Here is an 18027-nt window from a genome sequence, read left to right on the forward strand (position 1 = left end):
CAAAAAATGGGCACACAGCCCACTTCATCAAAACCACTTAGCAAAAAGCCCCTAAAAAGGGGCCCTTCGGCTGCGCCTTGTCCTGACGCATGGTACCAGCAGTACCGATACCAGAATTTGGTAGCGGGGGCAGGATTTGAACCTACGACCTTCGGGTTATGAGCCCGACGAGCTACCAGGCTGCTCCACCCCGCATCAAAAAACGCTGACCTTAACGGCCAGGAGACTGAGCATGTCTCCTTCACCTCGCCAGCTCATAACCTCTGGCAAGTCCCCAAGCTGTCAAGTGACTGCTTCAAGGGCCGTGGATTATAGGGGTGACACACCATAGGGTCAAGAGGGAAACACGGCTTTGTTGTGCTCCCTACTGATTCCCCCGCAAGGAGCTTTCACATCAAAGCAATACACTCCAGGTATGACTGAATTCCCGGGCAGCGACATCGGCCGGCAACCACAGAATCTCTTGCCCAGGAGAAAACGTTCAACAGCTGGAGGGGTTCTGTAGCAGACCGTATCAGTTAAGCCCCACTTAATATTAGGGTCGTACAGTTACACTTCCACATTCAAAAAAATTGCCGCCACATGACTGACTTTCCGAAAAAACATCCGCTTCTTTGGGCCTACCTCTTTGCGGCGTATTTTTCCCTCTGTTACCACATTCCCATTTATGCAACGGGCATGTCTGGCTCAATAGGGTTGCGCGAAACCATTTTGATGAGTCTGATGTGGCTGATCCCGATACTCTTGCTACCCGGATATACCCGGCAATTTTTGGCACTGAGCGGTTTGATCATGTGGCCGGCGGCGGTCATCTCGGTGTTCTATTTCATCATCTATGGGCAGGAATTTTCCCAGAGCACTATTTTTATCGTTTTTGAATCGAATGTCGTTGAGGGCAGCGAGTTTGTTTCCTCTTACTGGCAATGGTGGTTTATACCGGTACTTTTGCTATTCACTGCAGTGCCAATATGGATGTGGCGGCAAGCTCGGCCCGTAACCTTCGGTCAGCGCAACCGTTTGGCTTATGCCGCCCTTTTTGCACTGATCGCCTTCTTTCCGTTTATCAGCACAGCGCTGATCAAGGAAGACACCACTCTCAACGATGCGGTTTACCACCAGATGAAACGAATGGAACCCGCAGCCCCCTGGAACCTGGTGGTCGGGTACCTAAAATATCGGCAGCAGATGGCAGGCATGACAGCACTGCTGGAAAAAAATCGTCAGGTCAAACCCCTGCAAGAGCTCAAGGCGAAGGTAGCCACTCTGCCCGACACAGTGGTACTCGTGCTCGGCGAATCAACCAACCGCCAGCGCATGAGCTTATACGGTTATCACAGGCCGACAACGCCCCATCTCGACGCTATGCAGGCAAACAATGAGCTCATGGTTTTCAGGGATGTGGTCACACCCAGACCCTATACCATAGAAGCACTTCAGCAGATTCTGTCATTTGCCGAGCCTAAAAATCCGGAGCTGTTTTTTACCAAACCAAACCTGCTAAACATGATGCAACAGGCCGGTTATGAAATTACCTGGATCACCAACCAGCAAACCCAGACTCGCCGCAACACCATGCTGACCACCTTCTCCCAATTGGCGGATCACCAGGTTTACCTGAACAACAATCGGGCACAGAATGCCAACCAATACGACGAAGTCGTACTGCCCCCCTTTGCAGAAACCCTGAAATCCGACGCAGCCAAAAAGCTGATTATCGTTCACCTGTTGGGCACTCACCGCGCCTATGAGCACCGTTTCCCTGAAACCTACCGCCAGTTCAATGACACCCTCGGCGTTCCGGAGTGGGTTACACCTGACCTGCGAGAGGACTACAACAACTACGACAACGCCATTCTCTACAACGATAAAGTCGTGTCTTCCCTGATTCAGGCCGTGCAAAATCAGCACGATAACAGTCTGCTGGTGTATTTCGCCGACCACGGCGAGGAAGTATATGACTACCCGGGTAATCTGTTTGCCGGACGCAATGAAGCTGATCCCACTTCGGCCATGTACACCGTCCCGTTCATCGTCTGGACATCTCCGGCATTCAGACAAACCCGCGATATCGACCACTGGCGAAGCGCCGCAGACCGGCCCTATTCCATCGCCCATTTTATTCACACTTTTGCCGATATGGTCGGACTGGATTTTGCCGGGATGGATGAGCGGGCAAGCCTGGTTTCCAAAAATTTTCAGGCCCGCCCCCGTTTGATCGGCGACCCGCTCAATGCCCAGTCGCTCAAGCGATACAGCGACGTCATACAGGATGAGAAACCACCCACTCAAACGGTCGAACACCGGGTTTCAAAAGATATCCAAAGAGCGTTATAGCCGCGTTGAGGGCCAGACTGTCCCGTTTATTTATCGCCCCCCCGATCACCAAGTTTGACCTGGTCAGAACAATATTCGTTTTTCCTTTCACTTTTGCATCAACATACCGCTGCCAAAAAAGTGATGAAAGGCTTAATATTTATACCCCAGCCTACTCACCGATGGAGAACGTCTTGACCCCCGCCACAAAAACCCTGGCCATCACCCTGTTCATTACGGCTTCCTTCACATTAACGAATGCCTGCACCTGGGTAAAAATACCGCCTGAGGCAGAGCAGGTAGTGCTATTGCCAGCGGACCGGGTCAACCAATGCAACCGTGTTGGCCAGATCAACAGTAGCGTGAGAGCCAATTTGATCGGCTCCATTGCCCGCAATGCCACCAAGGTGCGCGACGAACTGGACAACCTGGCCCGCCAGCAGGCCCACCAAATGGGAGCCAACACCATTGTTCGCCAATCAATTGTTAATGGCAAAGGCACCTACATGGCCTATGGCTGCCCCTGAGCTTTGACGGGTTTTTAAAAACCCGGAATGATGTTGAACAGTCCCTAATATGAAGCACAGCTCAGGACAGAATCCACAATGACCAACCACCGAGTGCGTCTTCCCGCTGAATGGGAGCCGCAGGATGCCATTCAGCTAACCTGGCCCCATGCCGGAACAGACTGGAAACCCATCCTGAACGAAATTATTCCGGTGTATGAAGCGCTGGTAACGCTGCTCACTGGCGCTGGCAAGGTAGTGATCACAGCCCCGCCCAAAAACATTCAAGTCCTTTCACAACGGCTGATTGAGCTCGGTGCTACCGAGGAGACACTGCAGATATTCCCGGTTGAATCCAATGACACCTGGGTGCGCGACTATGGTCCTGTCACGGTCGAGACGAGCCGTGGACTCTGCCTGCTGGACTATCAGTTCAATGCCTGGGGGAACAAACACCCCTGTCAGCTGGATAACGCCTTCACCTCAGCGCTTGTCGAGCTGGGGGCCTATCCGGGAGCGAGTATTGAGAAACGCACGCTGGTCCTGGAAGGCGGATCAATTGAAACCGATGGCAATGGCACCCTGCTAACAACAGCCCAGTGTCTGCTGAACCCAAACCGCAACCCGTCACTTGGCCGGACTGAGATAGAACAACAGCTCTGCGAAGATCTGGGCGTGAAAAAAATCAACTGGCTGCAGCACGGCGCACTGCAGGGGGATGACACCGACAGCCATATCGACACTCTGGCAAGACTCTGCCCCAATAACGTGATCGCCTATCAGGCCTGCGATGATGAAACCGACAGCCATTTTCGGGAATTGCAGCTCATGGCGAGCGAACTGCAGGACATGACCAGTGCCGACGGCAGCGGCTACCACCTGATTCCGCTGCCCTGGCCCTCAGCAAAATACGATAAAACGGGCCAGCGACTACCTGCCACCTATGCCAACTTTCTGGTTTTCAACCACCTGGTCATTGTACCCACTTACCGGGATACGCAAGACGGCGAGGCATTGGCACAACTGGCCAAGGCATTCCCGGGGTACCAGATCGAAGGGCTTGATTGCCTGCCGGTTATCCAACAGCATGGCAGCCTTCACTGTATTACCATGCAATTGCCCAAGGGCACACTGAATGCTCATTAATCCATGACTCGAGGTAACTCTTCCATGGCTGAATTAACGATTGGCATTGTCCAGCACGCTTGCGGCAAAGACGTGGCCGAAAATCTGGAAAAAACCATTACCGGCATTCGCGAGACAGCTGCCAACGGGGCCCAACTGGTGGTATTGCAGGAGTTGCATCGCAGCCTGTATTTCTGCCAGCAGGAAGATACGGCCATGTTCGATCTGGCGGAAACCATCCCCGGCCCCACTACCGACCGGCTGGGCGCGCTGGCCAGAGAGCTGGGCGTTGTCATTGTCGCATCGTTGTTTGAGCGGCGCGCGCCGGGACTCTACCACAACACAGCAGTGGTGCTGGACAATGACGGTGGCATCGCCGGAATCTATCGCAAGATGCACATCCCTGATGATCCCGGTTACTATGAAAAATTCTATTTCACCCCCGGCGATCTGGGTTTCAACCCGATTCAGACGTCACTGGGCAAACTGGGCGTGCTGGTTTGCTGGGATCAATGGTTCCCGGAGGCCGCCCGGCTGATGGCAATGGCTGGCGCAGACCTGCTGATCTACCCCACGGCAATCGGCTGGAGTCCGGAGGATGATCATGCAGAACAGCAGCGTCAGCGCGATGCCTGGATAACCATTCAGCGCTCCCACGCCGTCGCCAATGGTCTACCAGTGATTAGCGTCAATCGGATTGGTCATGAAGCTGACCCGGAAGGCGGGCCAGGGGCACTGTTTTGGGGATCCAGCTTCGTCGCCGGACCACAGGGAGAAATCATCTGGCAGGCAGAGAGTGACAGGGAAGCGTTCTCTGTGACACAGATCGACCTGAGCCGCAGTGAGACTGTACGCAGGATATGGCCCTACCTGAGGGACCGCCGCATTGATCACTACGGCCAACTGACCAGGCTATACCGGGATTGATGCGACCCCATGGCAACCTGAAGTCATAACAAACCATTGTCTGAGCGGCACCTGTCATCAGACACAAAAAACCCCGGAAAACCGGGGTTTTTTGCACGCTCCTGAATGTTACTGAACGTTAGTATGGTGCCCAAGGCCGGACTTGAACCGGCACGGCTTTCGCCACTACCCCCTCAAGATAGCGTGTCTACCAATTCCACCACTTGGGCAAAACATTGTTTCAGCTTCCTACTGCGCAGTGCCAGGCACGGGGATATCCGATGTGGAACCGGTATCACCGCCCGGAGCAACAGGAATGTCCTCGCCATCTTCCACACTGGGAACGTCTGACTCCATCATCTGCTGAATAGCTTCCAGCTCTGGCAGAATCTTGTCGTCCACGGCCACCTTATCTTTGGCAATCACCGCCAGAGAGACACTGGTGACGAAAAACAGGGTTGCAAGTATTGCGGTTATTTTGCTGAAGAAATTCCAGCCACCGGCACTGCCCAGGATGGTTTGCGAGGCACCGGCGCCAAATGATGCACCCGCCTCCGCGCCTTTTCCCTGTTGCAGCAGAATCATGCCAATAATGGCAAGCGCCGTTAACAAATGAACGATCAGTATAATTTTTTCCATTTACTCAATTCAGTCAATTCGCAACGTATGCTTTTTTACAAATCTCCCTGAATTCGCCTGAATCCAGAGAGGCCCCGCCGACCAGAGCGCCATCAACATCTTGCTGTGAAAACAGCTCTGCAGCATTGGCAGCTTTAACACTGCCACCGTAAAGTATTCTTGTTTTCATCCCGGGCTCGCCCAATTGTTGACGAATTTCCCGGTGTATTTCCTGTGCCTGTTCAGCGGTGGCAGTTTTGCCTGTACCTATCGCCCAGACTGGCTCGTAGGCTATCACTCCATTGCACACCGACTCCAGGCCCGCTCGCTCCAACACCGCGTCTAATTGAGCCGTAATCACCGCCAGGGTTTTTCCGGACGTCCTCTGTTCGAGGGTTTCTCCGACACAGAGTACCGGAATCAGGCCGCTGCGCTGGCTGGCAACAAACTTTTCCGCTATCTGTCGGTCATTCTCTCCAAACAGGCTGCGACGTTCAGAATGTCCCACGAGCACATAGCGACATCCAATATCCTGCAACATGTCTGCTGCAACTTCACCGGTATAGGCACCAGCCTGATACTCGGAAACATTCTGGGCACCCACGTCAATACCGGAACCACAGAGTGTAGATACCACTTGCGGGAGATAAACGTAAGGTGGGAAAACGGCTACTTCAGCTGTTGTGCTAATCCCCGACAACCCGGCCAACAGAAGGTCAATCGATTCACGACTGCCATTCATTTTCCAGTTGCCTGCCACCAGTGGACGTCGCATGTTAGGGTTTTCCCGGCCCTGAAAAGGGGCGCAATCTTAGCGGAGTTGCAGAAAACATACAACCTGCCGGCACGGCTAAATACCGGCCCGGAATACAGAGGGGCCGCGCCGGGTATTTCACCATGGATCGCGATGTATCAATCACTCTTTCGCGCAGCAAACTAGCCAATCTCTTTTTCGACCACAGCGGCAATCTGTTTTACCAGTGTATCGACCTGCTGGCCGTCCTCTCCCTCGACCATCACTCTCACCAGAGGCTCGGTTCCCGAGGGCCGGAGCAATACCCGACCTCGCTCTGCCAACTCCGACTCCGCGGCCACCACGGCTTGCTGAATCGCGGGAAAATCCTCCAGATTAAATTTCTGTTTGATTCGCACATTAATCATTTTCTGGGGATATTTTTGCATGCCCTTTTTGAGTACATTCAGAGGCGTATCTGTATCGCGCATCGCATGCAATACCTGCAGTGCCGCCACCACCCCATCACCGGTAGTGGTGAGGTCACTGCAGATAATGTGGCCCGAGCTCTCGCCCCCCAACTGCCATTTGCGCTCACGCATTGCCTCAATGACGTAGCGATCTCCCACGTTGGCGCGATAGAACGGAATACCCAGCTCCTTGAGCGAAAGCTCCATGCCCAGGTTGCTCATCAAGGTTCCGGCAACGCCGCTGCATTCGCCGCGCTGGTGACGATGTTTTGCAATCACAAAAAGCAATTCATCGCCATCCACCATATGTCCCTTGTGATCCACGAACATCACCCGATCGCCATCACCATCAAACGCGATGCCCATATCGGCCTTCTCTCTGATGACAGCATCCTGCAGCAAGGCAGGGCGTGTGGAACCGCAGTCTTCATTAATATTAAAACCATCCGGATCCACCGCCATTTCAACGACTTCCGCGCCCAGCTCCCTGAACACGCTGGGTCCGGTGTGGTAGGTGGCGCCATTGGCGCAGTCCACAACAATTTTCAAACCTTGGAAGTCACTGCCCGATGGCAGGGTGCCTTTGCAGAACTCGATATAGCGGCCCACCGCATCGTGAACCCGGTGCGCCTTGCCTAATTTAAGGGAGTCCTCGGTCACCAGCGGCTTGTCCATATAGTTTTCAATGGCCAGCTCCACCTCGTCGGGTAACTTGAAGCCATCACCGCCAAAAAATTTTATTCCGTTATCGTAGTAAGGGTTGTGGGAGGCACTGATGACAATCCCCGCCTGGGCTCGAAAAGTCCGGGTCAGATAGGCAATCGCGGGGGTCGGCATCGGGCCCAACAGTGCCACATCGACGCCAGCCGCAATCAGTCCGGCCTGCAGGGCAGATTCGAACATATAACCCGACACCCGGGTGTCCTTGCCCATAACGATCAGCTTTCGTCCACCAGCCTGTGAACTGAAAACTTTGCCTGCAGCCCAACCCAGTTTGAGCACAAAATCTGCTGTGATCGGATGCACACCGACGCGGCCGCGAATACCATCTGTGCCAAAATACAGTCTTGCCATGTTTTATCCCTCAACAGCTTGCAATATTTTAAGTGCGTCGGCGGTCGCGGATATATCATGTACCCGCAGTATTTTTACACCTCGCTGGACCGCCATCATACCGAGCGCAACACTGCCCACCATGCGCTCTTCTACCGGCTTGTCCAGAATAGCCCCCACCAACGATTTTCGGGAAACCCCCGCGAGCACCGGAAACCCCAGGCCCACCAGCTCCGGCAATGACCTGAACAGCACCATATTGTGCTGCAGGGTTTTACCGAAACCAAAGCCCGGATCGAGAATTATCCGGCTTCGGGGAATACCCACCGCCTCACAGGCGGCAACCCTCTCCAGCAAAAACGCCTTTACGTCGGCGGTGATATCCACATATCCGGGATTCAGTTGCATCTGTCGGGGCTCCCCCAACATATGCATCAGACAGACCGGCAGACCACTGGCGGCAGCGGCAGCCAACGCCCCGGGACGTCGAAGTGCGCGCACATCATTGATCATTGAGGCGCCGGCACGAGCCACCTCGCCAATGACAGAGGGCGTACTGGTATCGACGGAAACAGGCACATCGAACCGGCTGGCTATCGCTTCAACCACCGGCAGGACGCGCGCCAACTCTTCTTCAGATGTAACAGGCTCGGCACCGGGTCGAGTGGACTCCCCCCCTACGTCGATCAGGTGAGCCCCTTCTGAAAGCATGGCTTCAACACGGTTGAGGACCCGGGAGAGATCGGGCTGGCGATTGCCAGTGTAAAACGTGCCGCCATCGGAAAAGGAATCCGGTGTGACATTCAATACCGCCATGATTTTCGGCAGAGAAAAATCCATGAATGAATGAGTGAGATCTGTCATTCAACCTTACTCATCAACAGAGGAAAGAAAAAATCAGGATGTGCTGCCACCGACTCAAAAGAAAATCTGGTCGAACAGCCCCTTACCCATTAAGGACGGGGCTGTCCGATCATCAATGTTCTTCGGCGGGACCACCGACGACCCCGGGTTCACCGGAATCATCCGCCGGCGGTCCGCCGGGAGCAGGCCTGCCACCAAAATCGTCATCACGCCAGTCATGGGGTGGACGAACCGGCTTGCGAGCCATGAGGTCATCGACCTGCTCCACGTCAATCGTCTCATATTCCATCAAGGCATCTTTCATGGAATGCAGCACATCAATATTGTCCTCGAGGATTTTTTTCGCACGCTCATAGCAATTATCGAGTACGTGACGTACCTCAACATCAATCTCACGGGCAGTTTCTTCCGAGTAGGTGGTATTGCCAGCACCCGGAATCTGCGACTCCTCCGTGCCATACAAAACCGGTCCCATCTTGTCGGACAAACCCCAGCGCACCACCATATTGCGGGCCATCTGGGTAGCCCGCTCGATGTCGTTTGACGCCCCGGTGGTCACACCGTCAGCCCCATGAATGAGTTGTTCAGCAATACGGCCACCGAAGAGACTGCAAAGCTGGCTCTCCAACTGACGACGACTCATGCTGTATTTGTCTTCTTCCGGCAGGAACTGGGTGACACCGAGTGCACGACCGCGGGGGATAATACTGACCTTATGAATCGGATCGTGCTCGGGCATCATACGCCCGACAATGGCATGACCCGCTTCATGATAGGCCGTATTTTCTTTCTCTTTCTCAGACATCACCATGGAGCGCCGTTCGGCACCCATCATGATCTTGTCACGGGCTTTCTCGAACTCTTCCATGGTCACTGTGCGCTTGTTGGCGCGCGCCGCAAACAGCGATGCCTCGTTCACAAGATTGGCGAGGTCGGCCCCGGAAAAACCGGGAGTGCCTCTGGCGACAATGCCCAGGTCAGCACGCTCGTCTAGGGGGACTTTGCGGCCATGCACTTTGAGGATCTGCTCGCGGCCACGGATATCGGGCAGGCTTACGTAGACTTGGCGGTCAAAACGTCCGGGGCGCAACAGTGCCTTATCCAGCACATCGGGCCGGTTGGTGGCGGCAATGACGATGACGCCTTCATTGCCCTCAAAGCCATCCATTTCAACCAGCAATTGGTTTAGAGTCTGTTCACGCTCATCATTGCCACCGCCATAACCACCACCGCGGTGACGACCAACGGCATCAATCTCATCAATAAAAATAATACAGGGCGACTGTTTCTTGGCCTGCTCGAACATATCCCGTACACGAGAAGCACCCACCCCGACAAACATTTCGACAAAATCAGAACCAGAGATGGAAAAGAACGGAACCTTGGCTTCACCGGCAATCGCCTTGGCCAGCAGCGTCTTACCCGTTCCCGGCGGGCCCACCATCAAAACGCCCTGGGGAATGCGGCCACCAAGACGCTGAAAGCGGGACGGATCACGGAGAAAGTCTACCAGTTCGTGCACATCTTCTTTGGCCTCATCCACACCGGCCACATCGGCAAATGTGGTTTTAATCTGATCCTCACCCAGCAGACGCGCCTTACTCTTGCCAAAAGCCATCGGGCCGCCGCGACCAGAAGCACCGCCCTGCATCTGGCGCATGAAAAACATGAAAATAGCGAGAATCAAAAGAATCGGAAAGGACGCCACCAGCAACTGTACCCAGAGGCTCTGTTTTTCGGGCTCGCGGCCTTCGACACTGACATCGTTATTGAGCAGGTCGCTCATCAAACCCGAGTCGGGAACATTCGGACGTATCGTTTTGAAGGCACTGCCATCAGCACGTTTGCCCTCGACCGTCAAACCTTCAATGACGACACTGCTGACACGACCTGTTTGCACCTCTTCGATAAACGCAGAGTAGCTGATGCTGTCTTCTTTAGCGGGCGGATTGAAATTCTGGAACACCGACAACAACACTGCCGCAATGATCAACCACAATACAAGATTCTTTGCCATGTCGTTCAACTGAACTTCCTCATTTTAGCGCCACCGGGTTCTATTCTACCGGCCATTTGAGCGCAGTGGTAACCGGATGGGAGGAGCCCATACCGGCTGATACTGTTTAGCCCGAGACCTTAAGCCCCCGGGCAACCAGATAAACTTCACGGGATCGGGAGCGGGACGCATCGGGTTTTCGTGTGACAACCTGCTGGAAACGCCGTTTTGTATCGCGCAAAAAGTCATCGAAACCTTCGCCGTGAAATACTTTGGCAACAAAAACCCCTTCAGGTTTCAATATTTGACAGGCCAATTCAAGCGCCAACTCTATCAGATACATGGCCTTGGGTTGATCAACAGCCTTCATACCACTCATATTGGGGGCCATATCTGAAATTACAAGGTCGGCCTGCTGACCCTCAAGCAATTCAAGAATTTCACTGAGCACGGCCTCTTCGGTAAAATCTCCCTCGACGAAATCGACGCCGGCAATACTATCCATAGGCAGGATATCGGAGGCAATAACACGACCCTTGTCGCCGACCAGCGCCACAGCCACCTGAGACCAACCGCCGGGAGCGGCACCCAGATCAACCACGGTCATCCCGGGTTTAAACAGGCGATCTTTTTTGTGTAACTCCAGTAGTTTATAGCTGGCACGGGAACGATAGCCCTCTTGCTGGGCACGTTTTACATAGTGATCGCTGTTGTGTTCCTGCAACCAGCGCTGGCTGCTTTTTGACCGGCCCATATCAACCTGTTATCAGTTCGGCTAGAATACGCGCCGTTTTAGAGGACAACCATTCTATGACAATTTCTAATGATGACAAAAAGCATCTGCGACGTCTGGGCCACAAACTCAACCCGGTGGTCACCGTTGCCGCGAAAGGCCTCACCGAGTCAGTGATCGCAGAAATTGACCGCGCACTCAATGACCATGAGCTGATCAAAGTGAAGCTTTCTGTGGGCGACCGCGAGGTAAAGCAGACGATCATTGAAACCCTAACGGATACGCTGGGGGCAGAGCTGATTCAAACCGTCGGGCATATTGTGCTCCTGCTGAGAAGAGCAGAACAACCCAATCGGCATTTATCCAATCTGTTGCGGTCGCCTTCGGCCCGGGAGTGAACACAGCAGCGTTCGGCATCAGGTATGCCGAACATCATCCAGCTCATATTCCACATCACCGGCCGGCGTTTTAACGACCACAATGTCGCCAACTTCCTTGCCTATCATGGCGCGAACGATCGGTGACTGGTAGGAGATCATGTTCAGTTTTACGTCCGATTCGTCATCACCAACAATCTTGTAGGTCACGCGCTCCTCGGTATCCAGGTTGATCAGATCCACGGTGCAGCCAAAAATCACTTTATCGCCCTGTGGAATCTTCTTGATATCAATAATCTGGGCGTTGCTCAGCTTGCTCTCTATTTCCTGTATACGCCCTTCGGCGAAGCTCTGCTGCTCCCGAGCCGCGTGATATTCTGCATTTTCCTTCAAATCACCGTGTGCACGGGCCTCGGCAATGGCCGCAACAATCCGGGGACGCTCTACTTTTTTCAGATTATCCAGTTCCTGGCGAAGTTTTGTCGCGCCTTCAACTGTCATAGGTACCTTTTGCATTACTGATTCCTCTCGTGCAATTCCTGCAACCGACGGACTTTGGTTTCTCCACGCTGCTCCAGAGCCATACAGACCGCCTGACCACCAGCGAGTGTGGTGGTGTAATACACCCCCCGCTGTTCAGCACTGGATCGTATGGTAGAGGAGTCGGCAATCGCCTGGCGACCCTCTGTGGTATTGACGATCAGACTGATTTGATCATTTTTGATCATATCCACGATGTGAGGACGCCCCTGTTTCACTTTATTGACCCGTTCAACCGGCAACCCTGCATCTTCAATCACCTGGGCGGTACCACTGGTGGCCACCAGATTAAAACCACTATTGATGAGGCTGCGAGCCACCGCGGCAATCCCGGCCTTGTCGGGCTCCCGAACGCTGAGAAAAGCAGTTCCCGAAGTGGGAATCGGGTCGCTGGCACCGAGTTCCGCCTTGGCGTAGGCCTCGGCAAACGTATCACCTACACCCATCACTTCCCCGGTGGATTTCATCTCCGGTCCAAGAATGGGATCGATGCCGGGAAATTTGTTAAACGGTAATACCGCCTCTTTGACACTGAAGTAATCGGGAATAATCTCGGTAGTAAAATTTTGCTCCGCCAGCGACACACCCACCATACAACGTGCTGCCACTTTTGCCAGCGATGTGCCAATACATTTTGAGACAAACGGCACGGTGCGGGAGGCCCGTGGATTGACTTCAATCACGTAGACCTTGCCATCCTGCCACGCCAGTTGGACATTCATAAGCCCTTTGACATTGAGCTCCACGGCCATCGCCTTGACCGTTTCGCGCATTTCATTTTGCACATTTTCTGGCAAACTGTAGGGCGGCAGCGCACAGGCAGAGTCACCCGAGTGAATACCCGCCTGCTCGATATGCTGCATGATGGCACCAATCACCACGTGCTCACCATCCGAGACAGCATCGATGTCCACCTCTACCGCCGAGGAGAGGAAGTAATCGAGCAGTACCGGGGCGTCTTCAGAGACCCGCACCGCCTGGCTCATATAGCGCTGCAGCTCTTCCTCCCGATAGACAATTTCCATAGCGCGGCCGCCGAGCACGTAGGACGGCCTGACCACCAGCGGGTAACCAATTCCGGCAGCTGCAGCAATCGCCTCCTCAGCAGAGCGGACAATGGCGTTGGCCGGCTGCAACAATCCCAACTTGTGGATCATCTGCTGGAATCGCTCACGATCTTCTGCCCGGTCAATGGCATCGGGGGTGGTACCGATAATGGGCACACCCTGTGCCTCCAGTGCGCGTGCCAGTTTCAGCGGCGTCTGCCCCCCAAACTGCACGATCACGCCGACCGGCTTTTCAATCCGCACTATTTCCAGCACATCCTCGAGGGTGACCGGCTCGAAATAGAGACGGTCCGAGGTATCGTAATCCGTTGATACCGTCTCGGGGTTACAGTTGACCATAATGGTTTCGTAGCCGTCCTCACGCATGGCCAGCGCCGCGTGAACACAACAGTAATCAAATTCAATGCCTTGACCGATGCGATTGGGACCACCGCCCAGAACCAGAATTTTATTGCGATCCGAGGGCTGCGACTCACACTCCTCTTCATAGCTGGAGTACATATACGCCGTAGCGGTGGCGAACTCTGCAGCACAGGTATCCACCCGCTTATAAACCGGGTGGATGTTCAGGGCCCTGCGACACTCGCGCACGGCGGTCTCAGAACTGTTGAGCAGGCTCGCCAACCGAATATCGGAAAACCCTTTGCGTTTGAGAGCATACAGCTGACCGGCATCGAGGCTTTCCAGTGTCCGGCCCTGCAACTTTTGCTCTTCCCGGATCAGATCTTCAATCTGCGCCAGAAACCAGGGGTCAATCGCGCAGAGATCAAACACCTCATCCACGGACATGCCGGCGCGAAACGCGTCGCCCACAAACCAGATGCGCTCTGCGCCCGGATCACTGAGCTGCTCCCGCAACTCATTCAGACCCTCGTCAGTATTCACATCCACCTTGGGTTCGAATCCGGCAGACCCTACCTCCAGGCCACGGAGTGCTTTTTGGAGGGATTCCTGAAAAGTACGACCAATCGCCATGACCTCGCCCACCGACTTCATCTGCGTGGTCAGTTTGGCATTGGCGGCACTGAACTTCTCAAAGGCGAAACGGGGAATCTTGGTGACCACATAGTCGATACTGGGCTCAAAGGAAGCCGGGGTAGCCCCCCCCGTAATATCGTTCTGCAGCTCATCCAGGGTATATCCCACGGCCAGTTTCGCCGCCACCTTGGCAATCGGGAAACCCGTCGCCTTGGAGGCCAGGGCAGAGGAACGCGACACCCTTGGGTTCATTTCAATCACCACCAACCGACCGTCCACCGGATTCACGGCAAACTGCACGTTGGAGCCACCGGTCTCCACACCAATTTCCCGCAACACCGCTATGGAGGCGTTGCGCATGATCTGGTATTCCTTGTCGGTAAGGGTCTGGGCCGGGGCCACGGTAATCGAATCACCGGTATGTACACCCATGGGGTCCAGGTTTTCGATGGAACAGATGATAATGCAGTTGTCATTCCTGTCCCGCACCACTTCCATTTCGTATTCTTTCCAGCCAATCAGGGACTCATCAATCAGGAGCTCTTTGGTGGGTGAGAGGTCCAGCCCCCGGCGACAGATCTCTTCAAATTCTTCGCGGTTATAGGCAATACCACCACCCGAACCACCCATGGTGAAGGACGGGCGAATAATACAGGGATAACCGAACTGGTCCGGCACCTGCAATGCCTCCTCAAGGCTGTGCACGATAACGGCCTTGGGTGTTTCCAGTCCGATTGCCTTCATGGCTTTGTCAAAACGGTTGCGGTCCTCGGCTTTATCGATAGCATCCCGATCAGCCCCGATCATATCGACACCGAATTTCTCGAGCACACCTTCGCGAGCCAGATCCAGAGCACAATTGAGTGCCGTCTGCCCGCCCATCGTCGGCAGCAGAGCATCGGGACGCTCCCGCTCAATAATTTTGGCCACAGTCCGCCATTCCACAGGCTCGATATAGGTCGCATCCGCCATGGACGGATCCGTCATGATCGTGGCCGGATTCGAGTTCACCAGAATCACCCGGTAACCCTCTTCCCGCAGGGCTTTACAGGCCTGAGCACCCGAGTAATCAAACTCGCAGGCCTGCCCGATAACAATGGGGCCGGCGCCGAGGATCAGGATACTTTTAAGATCGGTTCTTTTTGGCATAAATTATCGTCAGTATGGCAATTGTCGTTAGCTTGGACTACCTGCGGACGCAATACAGGTCACAACCACTTAGCAGTAACCAGGAGCGACCGTCGCTCTCTGCTTACCTCGATTCGTATACTAGCTCTTAGCCTGCCTGGCCCGAATCAGCTCAAAAAAATGGTCGAACAGTGGCGCAGCATCGTGGGGGCCGGGACTGGCTTCCGGGTGTCCCTGAAAACTGAAGGCCGGCCTGTCAGTGCGGTGCAGGCCCTGCAATGATCCGTCGAACAATGATCGGTGGGTTGCGCGCAGATTGTCGGGTAATGTCTGCTCATCCACCGCGAAGCCGTGGTTCTGACTGGTGATCAATACCAACCCGTCATCAAGACTTCTCACCGGATGATTGGCACCGTGGTGCCCAAATTTCATTTTTTCTGTTTTGGCACCGCTGGCGAGAGCCAACAACTGATGGCCCAGGCAAATACCAAACACCGGGATGTCGTGATCGAGAATGTCGCGAATGGCCCTGATCGCGTAATCGCAGGGTTCCGGGTCGCCGGGACCGTTCGAGAGGAACACGCCGTCCGGGTTCATGGCCAGCACCTCGGCGGCGGGCGTTTCTGCAGGGACCACCGTCAAATTGGCTCCCCGATCCACCAGCATACGCAGAATATTGCGCTTTGTACCGAAATCGTAGGCTACAACATTGTAAGGGGCTTCAGCGGGAACTGAGAAACCCTGCCCCAGCCGCCAGGTGCCCTCCCGCCACGGGTAGGATTTTGCGGTCGTCACTTCCCGGGCCAGATCCATGCCCTTTAAACCGGCAAAATCTCTTGCCGAGGACAAGGCCTTTGCCCGATCGACAGAACCCGCCATCAGACAGCCATTCTGGGCACCCTTCTCCCGCAGAATACGCGTGAGTTTGCGGGTATCGATATTGGCAATACCGAGAATGTTATTTGCCTTCAGATAGGCATCGAGCGATTGGCGAGACCGAAAATTGCTTGCCATCAACGGCAAGTCCCGGATCACCAGACCTGCAGCCCAGATCCGGTCAGACTCGTTGTCTTCATCATTGACACCGGTATTGCCAATGTGTGGATAGGTCAGTGTTACGATCTGGCGGGCATAGGAGGGATCAGTGAGAATTTCCTGGTATCCCGTCAATGCTGTATTGAATACCACCTCACCACTGGAAACACCCTCCGCGCCAATGGCGATGCCTTCGAAAACAGTGCCATCTTCAAGTGCAAGAATGGCGGACCGATGGCTATCGGTATTCAAAGCAACCTCCTCAAATAACCGGGAATCCAGAACTGCAGGAATCGCCCGTACCAAAAACTAACTCATTGATTTCATGATATCAGGCTGCAAAAAAGCGAGATGAAACCGTACGTCTCACCTCGCTTTCAAATCATTCAATCGCGCTTTTCACCTGTGTCTTTGCAGGGCGTTTCACGTCAACAGAAACTAGCCCGATATTCTAGGCAAGAGGCATGCCGATGTCCAGTGCTAATCCATTGCCAAGCTGGTGGTCAGCGGCAAAAAACGGCGATTCCTGTTGCCCGACGCATCAAAACTGCCACAACGGCATTATGGTCACCACCCTCTGCTCAATCTCGCTGACTGTATCTCTACAACTGCACCTCTACAACTGACAGTTTTGGGCAGTATTTACCCGGCAGGGGGGGGGCCGGCGATGTAACTGCACAGACTCCCGATAAACGGGGGCACAGGCTGACTGGAGAGAAAATCCTTCAAGCGATTGTCGTACCGCCTACTTCAACCCCAGTACATCCTGCATATCAAACAGGCCGGTCTGTTTTTCCTGCAACCAGCCAGCGGCACGCACTGCACCGCGGGCAAACGACATACGACTCGATGCCTTGTGCGTGATTTCCACCCGCTCCCCTTCAGCCGCAAATATCACGGTATGGTCACCGACAATATCACCGGCCCGGACTGTGGCAAAGCCGATGGTTTGCCGATCACGTGCACCCGTCTGCCCCTCACGACCGTAGACAGCGACTTCGCTCAGATCACGACCCAGCGCGCTGGCGACCACCTCACCCATACTCAGTGCTGTGCCTGAGGGGGCATCAACCTTATGACGGTGATGGGCCTCGCAAATCTCAATATCGACTTCATCACCCAGCACGCTGGCTGCCATATCCAGCAATTTGAAGCACAAATTTACCCCGGTACTGAAGTTGGATGCCATACACAGGGCAGTACTGTCCGCCAGAGAAACCAGCTGAGCACGTTGCTCCGGGGTAAAACCGGTGGTACCTATAACCATTTTTCGACCGCTGGCGGCACAGGCCTCCGCATTGGCAAGGGTGGCATCGGGGGCGGTGAAATCGATGAGCACATCAAATTGCTCCAGTGCCTGGCGGATATCGCCGAGCACCTTGACACCATTGGAGCCAACACCCGCCAGCTCACCGGCATCAACGCCTATCAGGGAACTGCCAGGCCGCTCCAGGGCGACCGTGAGGTGCAAGGAGGGATTCAGGGTGACCGCTTCAATCAGCGCCTTGCCCATACGCCCGGCGGCACCGGTAACTGCTATTCGCGTCATTGAGATATCTCATGGTGATGGCACAGGGCACCAAAG

At 54.5% G+C, this 18027-nt stretch carries 15 protein-coding genes and 2 tRNA genes; 5 read left to right on the plus strand and 12 right to left on the minus strand.

Annotation, left to right across the window (positions count from 1 at the left end; all coding sequences use genetic code 11):
• Positions 1–118 precede the first annotated feature (118 nt).
• Positions 119–195 (minus strand) — tRNA-Met (locus QZ516_RS11550).
• Positions 196–582: 387 nt separating this feature from the next.
• Between QZ516_RS11550 and cptA the strand changes: the two genes are divergently transcribed.
• The 4 genes from cptA (at position 583) to QZ516_RS11570 (ending at position 4871) form a co-directional block, all read left to right on the plus strand.
• Positions 583–2334 (plus strand): phosphoethanolamine transferase CptA, encoded by a 1752-nt coding sequence (gene cptA, locus QZ516_RS11555; RefSeq protein WP_297189912.1) that lies wholly within the window; start codon positions 583–585, stop codon positions 2332–2334.
• A gap of 173 nt (positions 2335–2507) precedes the next feature.
• A complete protein-coding gene (locus QZ516_RS11560) occupies positions 2508–2840 on the plus strand; it encodes a DUF4156 domain-containing protein (RefSeq protein ID WP_297189915.1) in 333 nt (110 codons plus the stop codon).
• Positions 2841–2918: 78 nt separating this feature from the next.
• On the plus strand, positions 2919–3965 hold the full coding sequence (locus QZ516_RS11565; RefSeq protein WP_297189918.1) for an agmatine deiminase family protein: 1047 nt from the start codon (positions 2919–2921) through the stop codon (positions 3963–3965).
• Between the two features lie 24 nt (positions 3966–3989).
• Positions 3990–4871 carry a carbon-nitrogen hydrolase gene (locus tag QZ516_RS11570; RefSeq protein WP_297189921.1) on the plus strand — a complete coding sequence of 294 codons (882 nt, stop codon included), beginning with the start codon at positions 3990–3992 and terminating at the stop codon, positions 4869–4871.
• 124 nt (positions 4872–4995) lie between these two features.
• On the opposite strand, the gene QZ516_RS11575 is transcribed toward QZ516_RS11570, so the two are convergent.
• The 7 genes from QZ516_RS11575 to rlmE all read right to left on the minus strand — a co-directional run bounded on the left by QZ516_RS11575 (position 4996) and on the right by rlmE (position 11338).
• Positions 4996–5080: transfer RNA gene (locus tag QZ516_RS11575), tRNA-Leu, on the minus strand.
• Between the two features lie 19 nt (positions 5081–5099).
• Positions 5100–5489 (minus strand): preprotein translocase subunit SecG, encoded by a 390-nt coding sequence (secG, locus tag QZ516_RS11580; RefSeq protein WP_297189924.1) that lies wholly within the window; start codon positions 5487–5489, stop codon positions 5100–5102.
• 13 nt (positions 5490–5502) lie between these two features.
• Positions 5503–6243 (minus strand): triose-phosphate isomerase, encoded by a 741-nt coding sequence (gene tpiA / locus QZ516_RS11585; protein WP_297189927.1) that lies wholly within the window; start codon positions 6241–6243, stop codon positions 5503–5505.
• A 161-nt stretch (positions 6244–6404) separates the two neighbouring features.
• On the minus strand, positions 6405–7745 hold the full coding sequence (gene glmM, locus QZ516_RS11590; protein ID WP_297189930.1) for a phosphoglucosamine mutase: 1341 nt from the start codon (positions 7743–7745) through the stop codon (positions 6405–6407).
• 3 nt (positions 7746–7748) lie between these two features.
• Positions 7749–8588 (minus strand): dihydropteroate synthase, encoded by an 840-nt coding sequence (folP, locus tag QZ516_RS11595; RefSeq protein ID WP_297189933.1) that lies wholly within the window; start codon positions 8586–8588, stop codon positions 7749–7751.
• Between the two features lie 112 nt (positions 8589–8700).
• Entirely contained in the window at positions 8701–10605 is a 1905-nt protein-coding gene (gene ftsH, locus QZ516_RS11600) for an ATP-dependent zinc metalloprotease FtsH (protein ID WP_297189936.1), read from the minus strand.
• Positions 10606–10711: 106 nt separating this feature from the next.
• Positions 10712–11338: a 23S rRNA (uridine(2552)-2'-O)-methyltransferase RlmE gene (gene rlmE, locus QZ516_RS11605; RefSeq protein ID WP_297189938.1), complete on the minus strand. Its 627-nt coding sequence runs from the start codon at positions 11336–11338 to the stop codon at positions 10712–10714.
• A gap of 56 nt (positions 11339–11394) precedes the next feature.
• Between rlmE and yhbY the strand changes: the two genes are divergently transcribed.
• A complete protein-coding gene (gene yhbY / locus QZ516_RS11610; RefSeq protein WP_297189941.1) occupies positions 11395–11715 on the plus strand; it encodes a ribosome assembly RNA-binding protein YhbY in 321 nt (106 codons plus the stop codon).
• Positions 11716–11733: 18 nt separating this feature from the next.
• On the opposite strand, the gene greA is transcribed toward yhbY, so the two are convergent.
• From greA to dapB, 4 genes are all read right to left on the minus strand, one after another.
• Positions 11734–12210 carry a transcription elongation factor GreA gene (gene greA, locus QZ516_RS11615; protein ID WP_297189944.1) on the minus strand — a complete coding sequence of 159 codons (477 nt, stop codon included), beginning with the start codon at positions 12208–12210 and terminating at the stop codon, positions 11734–11736.
• Positions 12210–15428 carry a carbamoyl-phosphate synthase large subunit gene (gene carB, locus QZ516_RS11620; RefSeq protein WP_297189947.1) on the minus strand — a complete coding sequence of 1073 codons (3219 nt, stop codon included), beginning with the start codon at positions 15426–15428 and terminating at the stop codon, positions 12210–12212. The genes greA and carB overlap by 1 nt, the downstream gene beginning before the upstream one ends.
• Positions 15429–15548: 120 nt before the next feature.
• Positions 15549–16694 carry a glutamine-hydrolyzing carbamoyl-phosphate synthase small subunit gene (gene carA, locus QZ516_RS11625; RefSeq protein ID WP_297189950.1) on the minus strand — a complete coding sequence of 382 codons (1146 nt, stop codon included), beginning with the start codon at positions 16692–16694 and terminating at the stop codon, positions 15549–15551.
• Between the two features lie 493 nt (positions 16695–17187).
• The gene (dapB, locus tag QZ516_RS11630) at positions 17188–17991 is read right to left on the minus strand and encodes a 4-hydroxy-tetrahydrodipicolinate reductase (protein WP_297189953.1); all 804 of its coding nucleotides are present in this window, start codon (positions 17989–17991) and stop codon (positions 17188–17190) included.
• Positions 17992–18027 lie beyond the last annotated feature (36 nt).

Origin of the sequence: uncultured Porticoccus sp. (genome assembly GCF_913061305.1) — a bacterium.
Classification (GTDB): Bacteria; Pseudomonadota; Gammaproteobacteria; order Pseudomonadales; family Porticoccaceae; genus Porticoccus.

Coding starts and splice junctions, on each gene's coding strand:
- cptA (WP_297189912.1), top strand. CDS start 583: ATGACTGACTTTCCGAAAAAACATCCGCTTCTTTGGGCCTACCTCTTT.
- QZ516_RS11565 (WP_297189918.1), top strand. CDS start 2,919: ATGACCAACCACCGAGTGCGTCTTCCCGCTGAATGGGAGCCGCAGGAT.
- QZ516_RS11570 (WP_297189921.1), top strand. CDS start 3,990: ATGGCTGAATTAACGATTGGCATTGTCCAGCACGCTTGCGGCAAAGAC.
- secG (WP_297189924.1), bottom strand. CDS start 5,489: ATGGAAAAAATTATACTGATCGTTCATTTGTTAACGGCGCTTGCCATT.
- tpiA (WP_297189927.1), bottom strand. CDS start 6,243: ATGCGACGTCCACTGGTGGCAGGCAACTGGAAAATGAATGGCAGTCGT.
- glmM (WP_297189930.1), bottom strand. CDS start 7,745: ATGGCAAGACTGTATTTTGGCACAGATGGTATTCGCGGCCGCGTCGGT.
- folP (WP_297189933.1), bottom strand. CDS start 8,588: ATGACAGATCTCACTCATTCATTCATGGATTTTTCTCTGCCGAAAATC.
- ftsH (WP_297189936.1), bottom strand. CDS start 10,605: ATGGCAAAGAATCTTGTATTGTGGTTGATCATTGCGGCAGTGTTGTTG.
- rlmE (WP_297189938.1), bottom strand. CDS start 11,338: ATGGGCCGGTCAAAAAGCAGCCAGCGCTGGTTGCAGGAACACAACAGC.
- yhbY (WP_297189941.1), top strand. CDS start 11,395: ATGACAATTTCTAATGATGACAAAAAGCATCTGCGACGTCTGGGCCAC.
- greA (WP_297189944.1), bottom strand. CDS start 12,210: ATGCAAAAGGTACCTATGACAGTTGAAGGCGCGACAAAACTTCGCCAG.
- carB (WP_297189947.1), bottom strand. CDS start 15,428: ATGCCAAAAAGAACCGATCTTAAAAGTATCCTGATCCTCGGCGCCGGC.
- dapB (WP_297189953.1), bottom strand. CDS start 17,991: ATGACGCGAATAGCAGTTACCGGTGCCGCCGGGCGTATGGGCAAGGCG.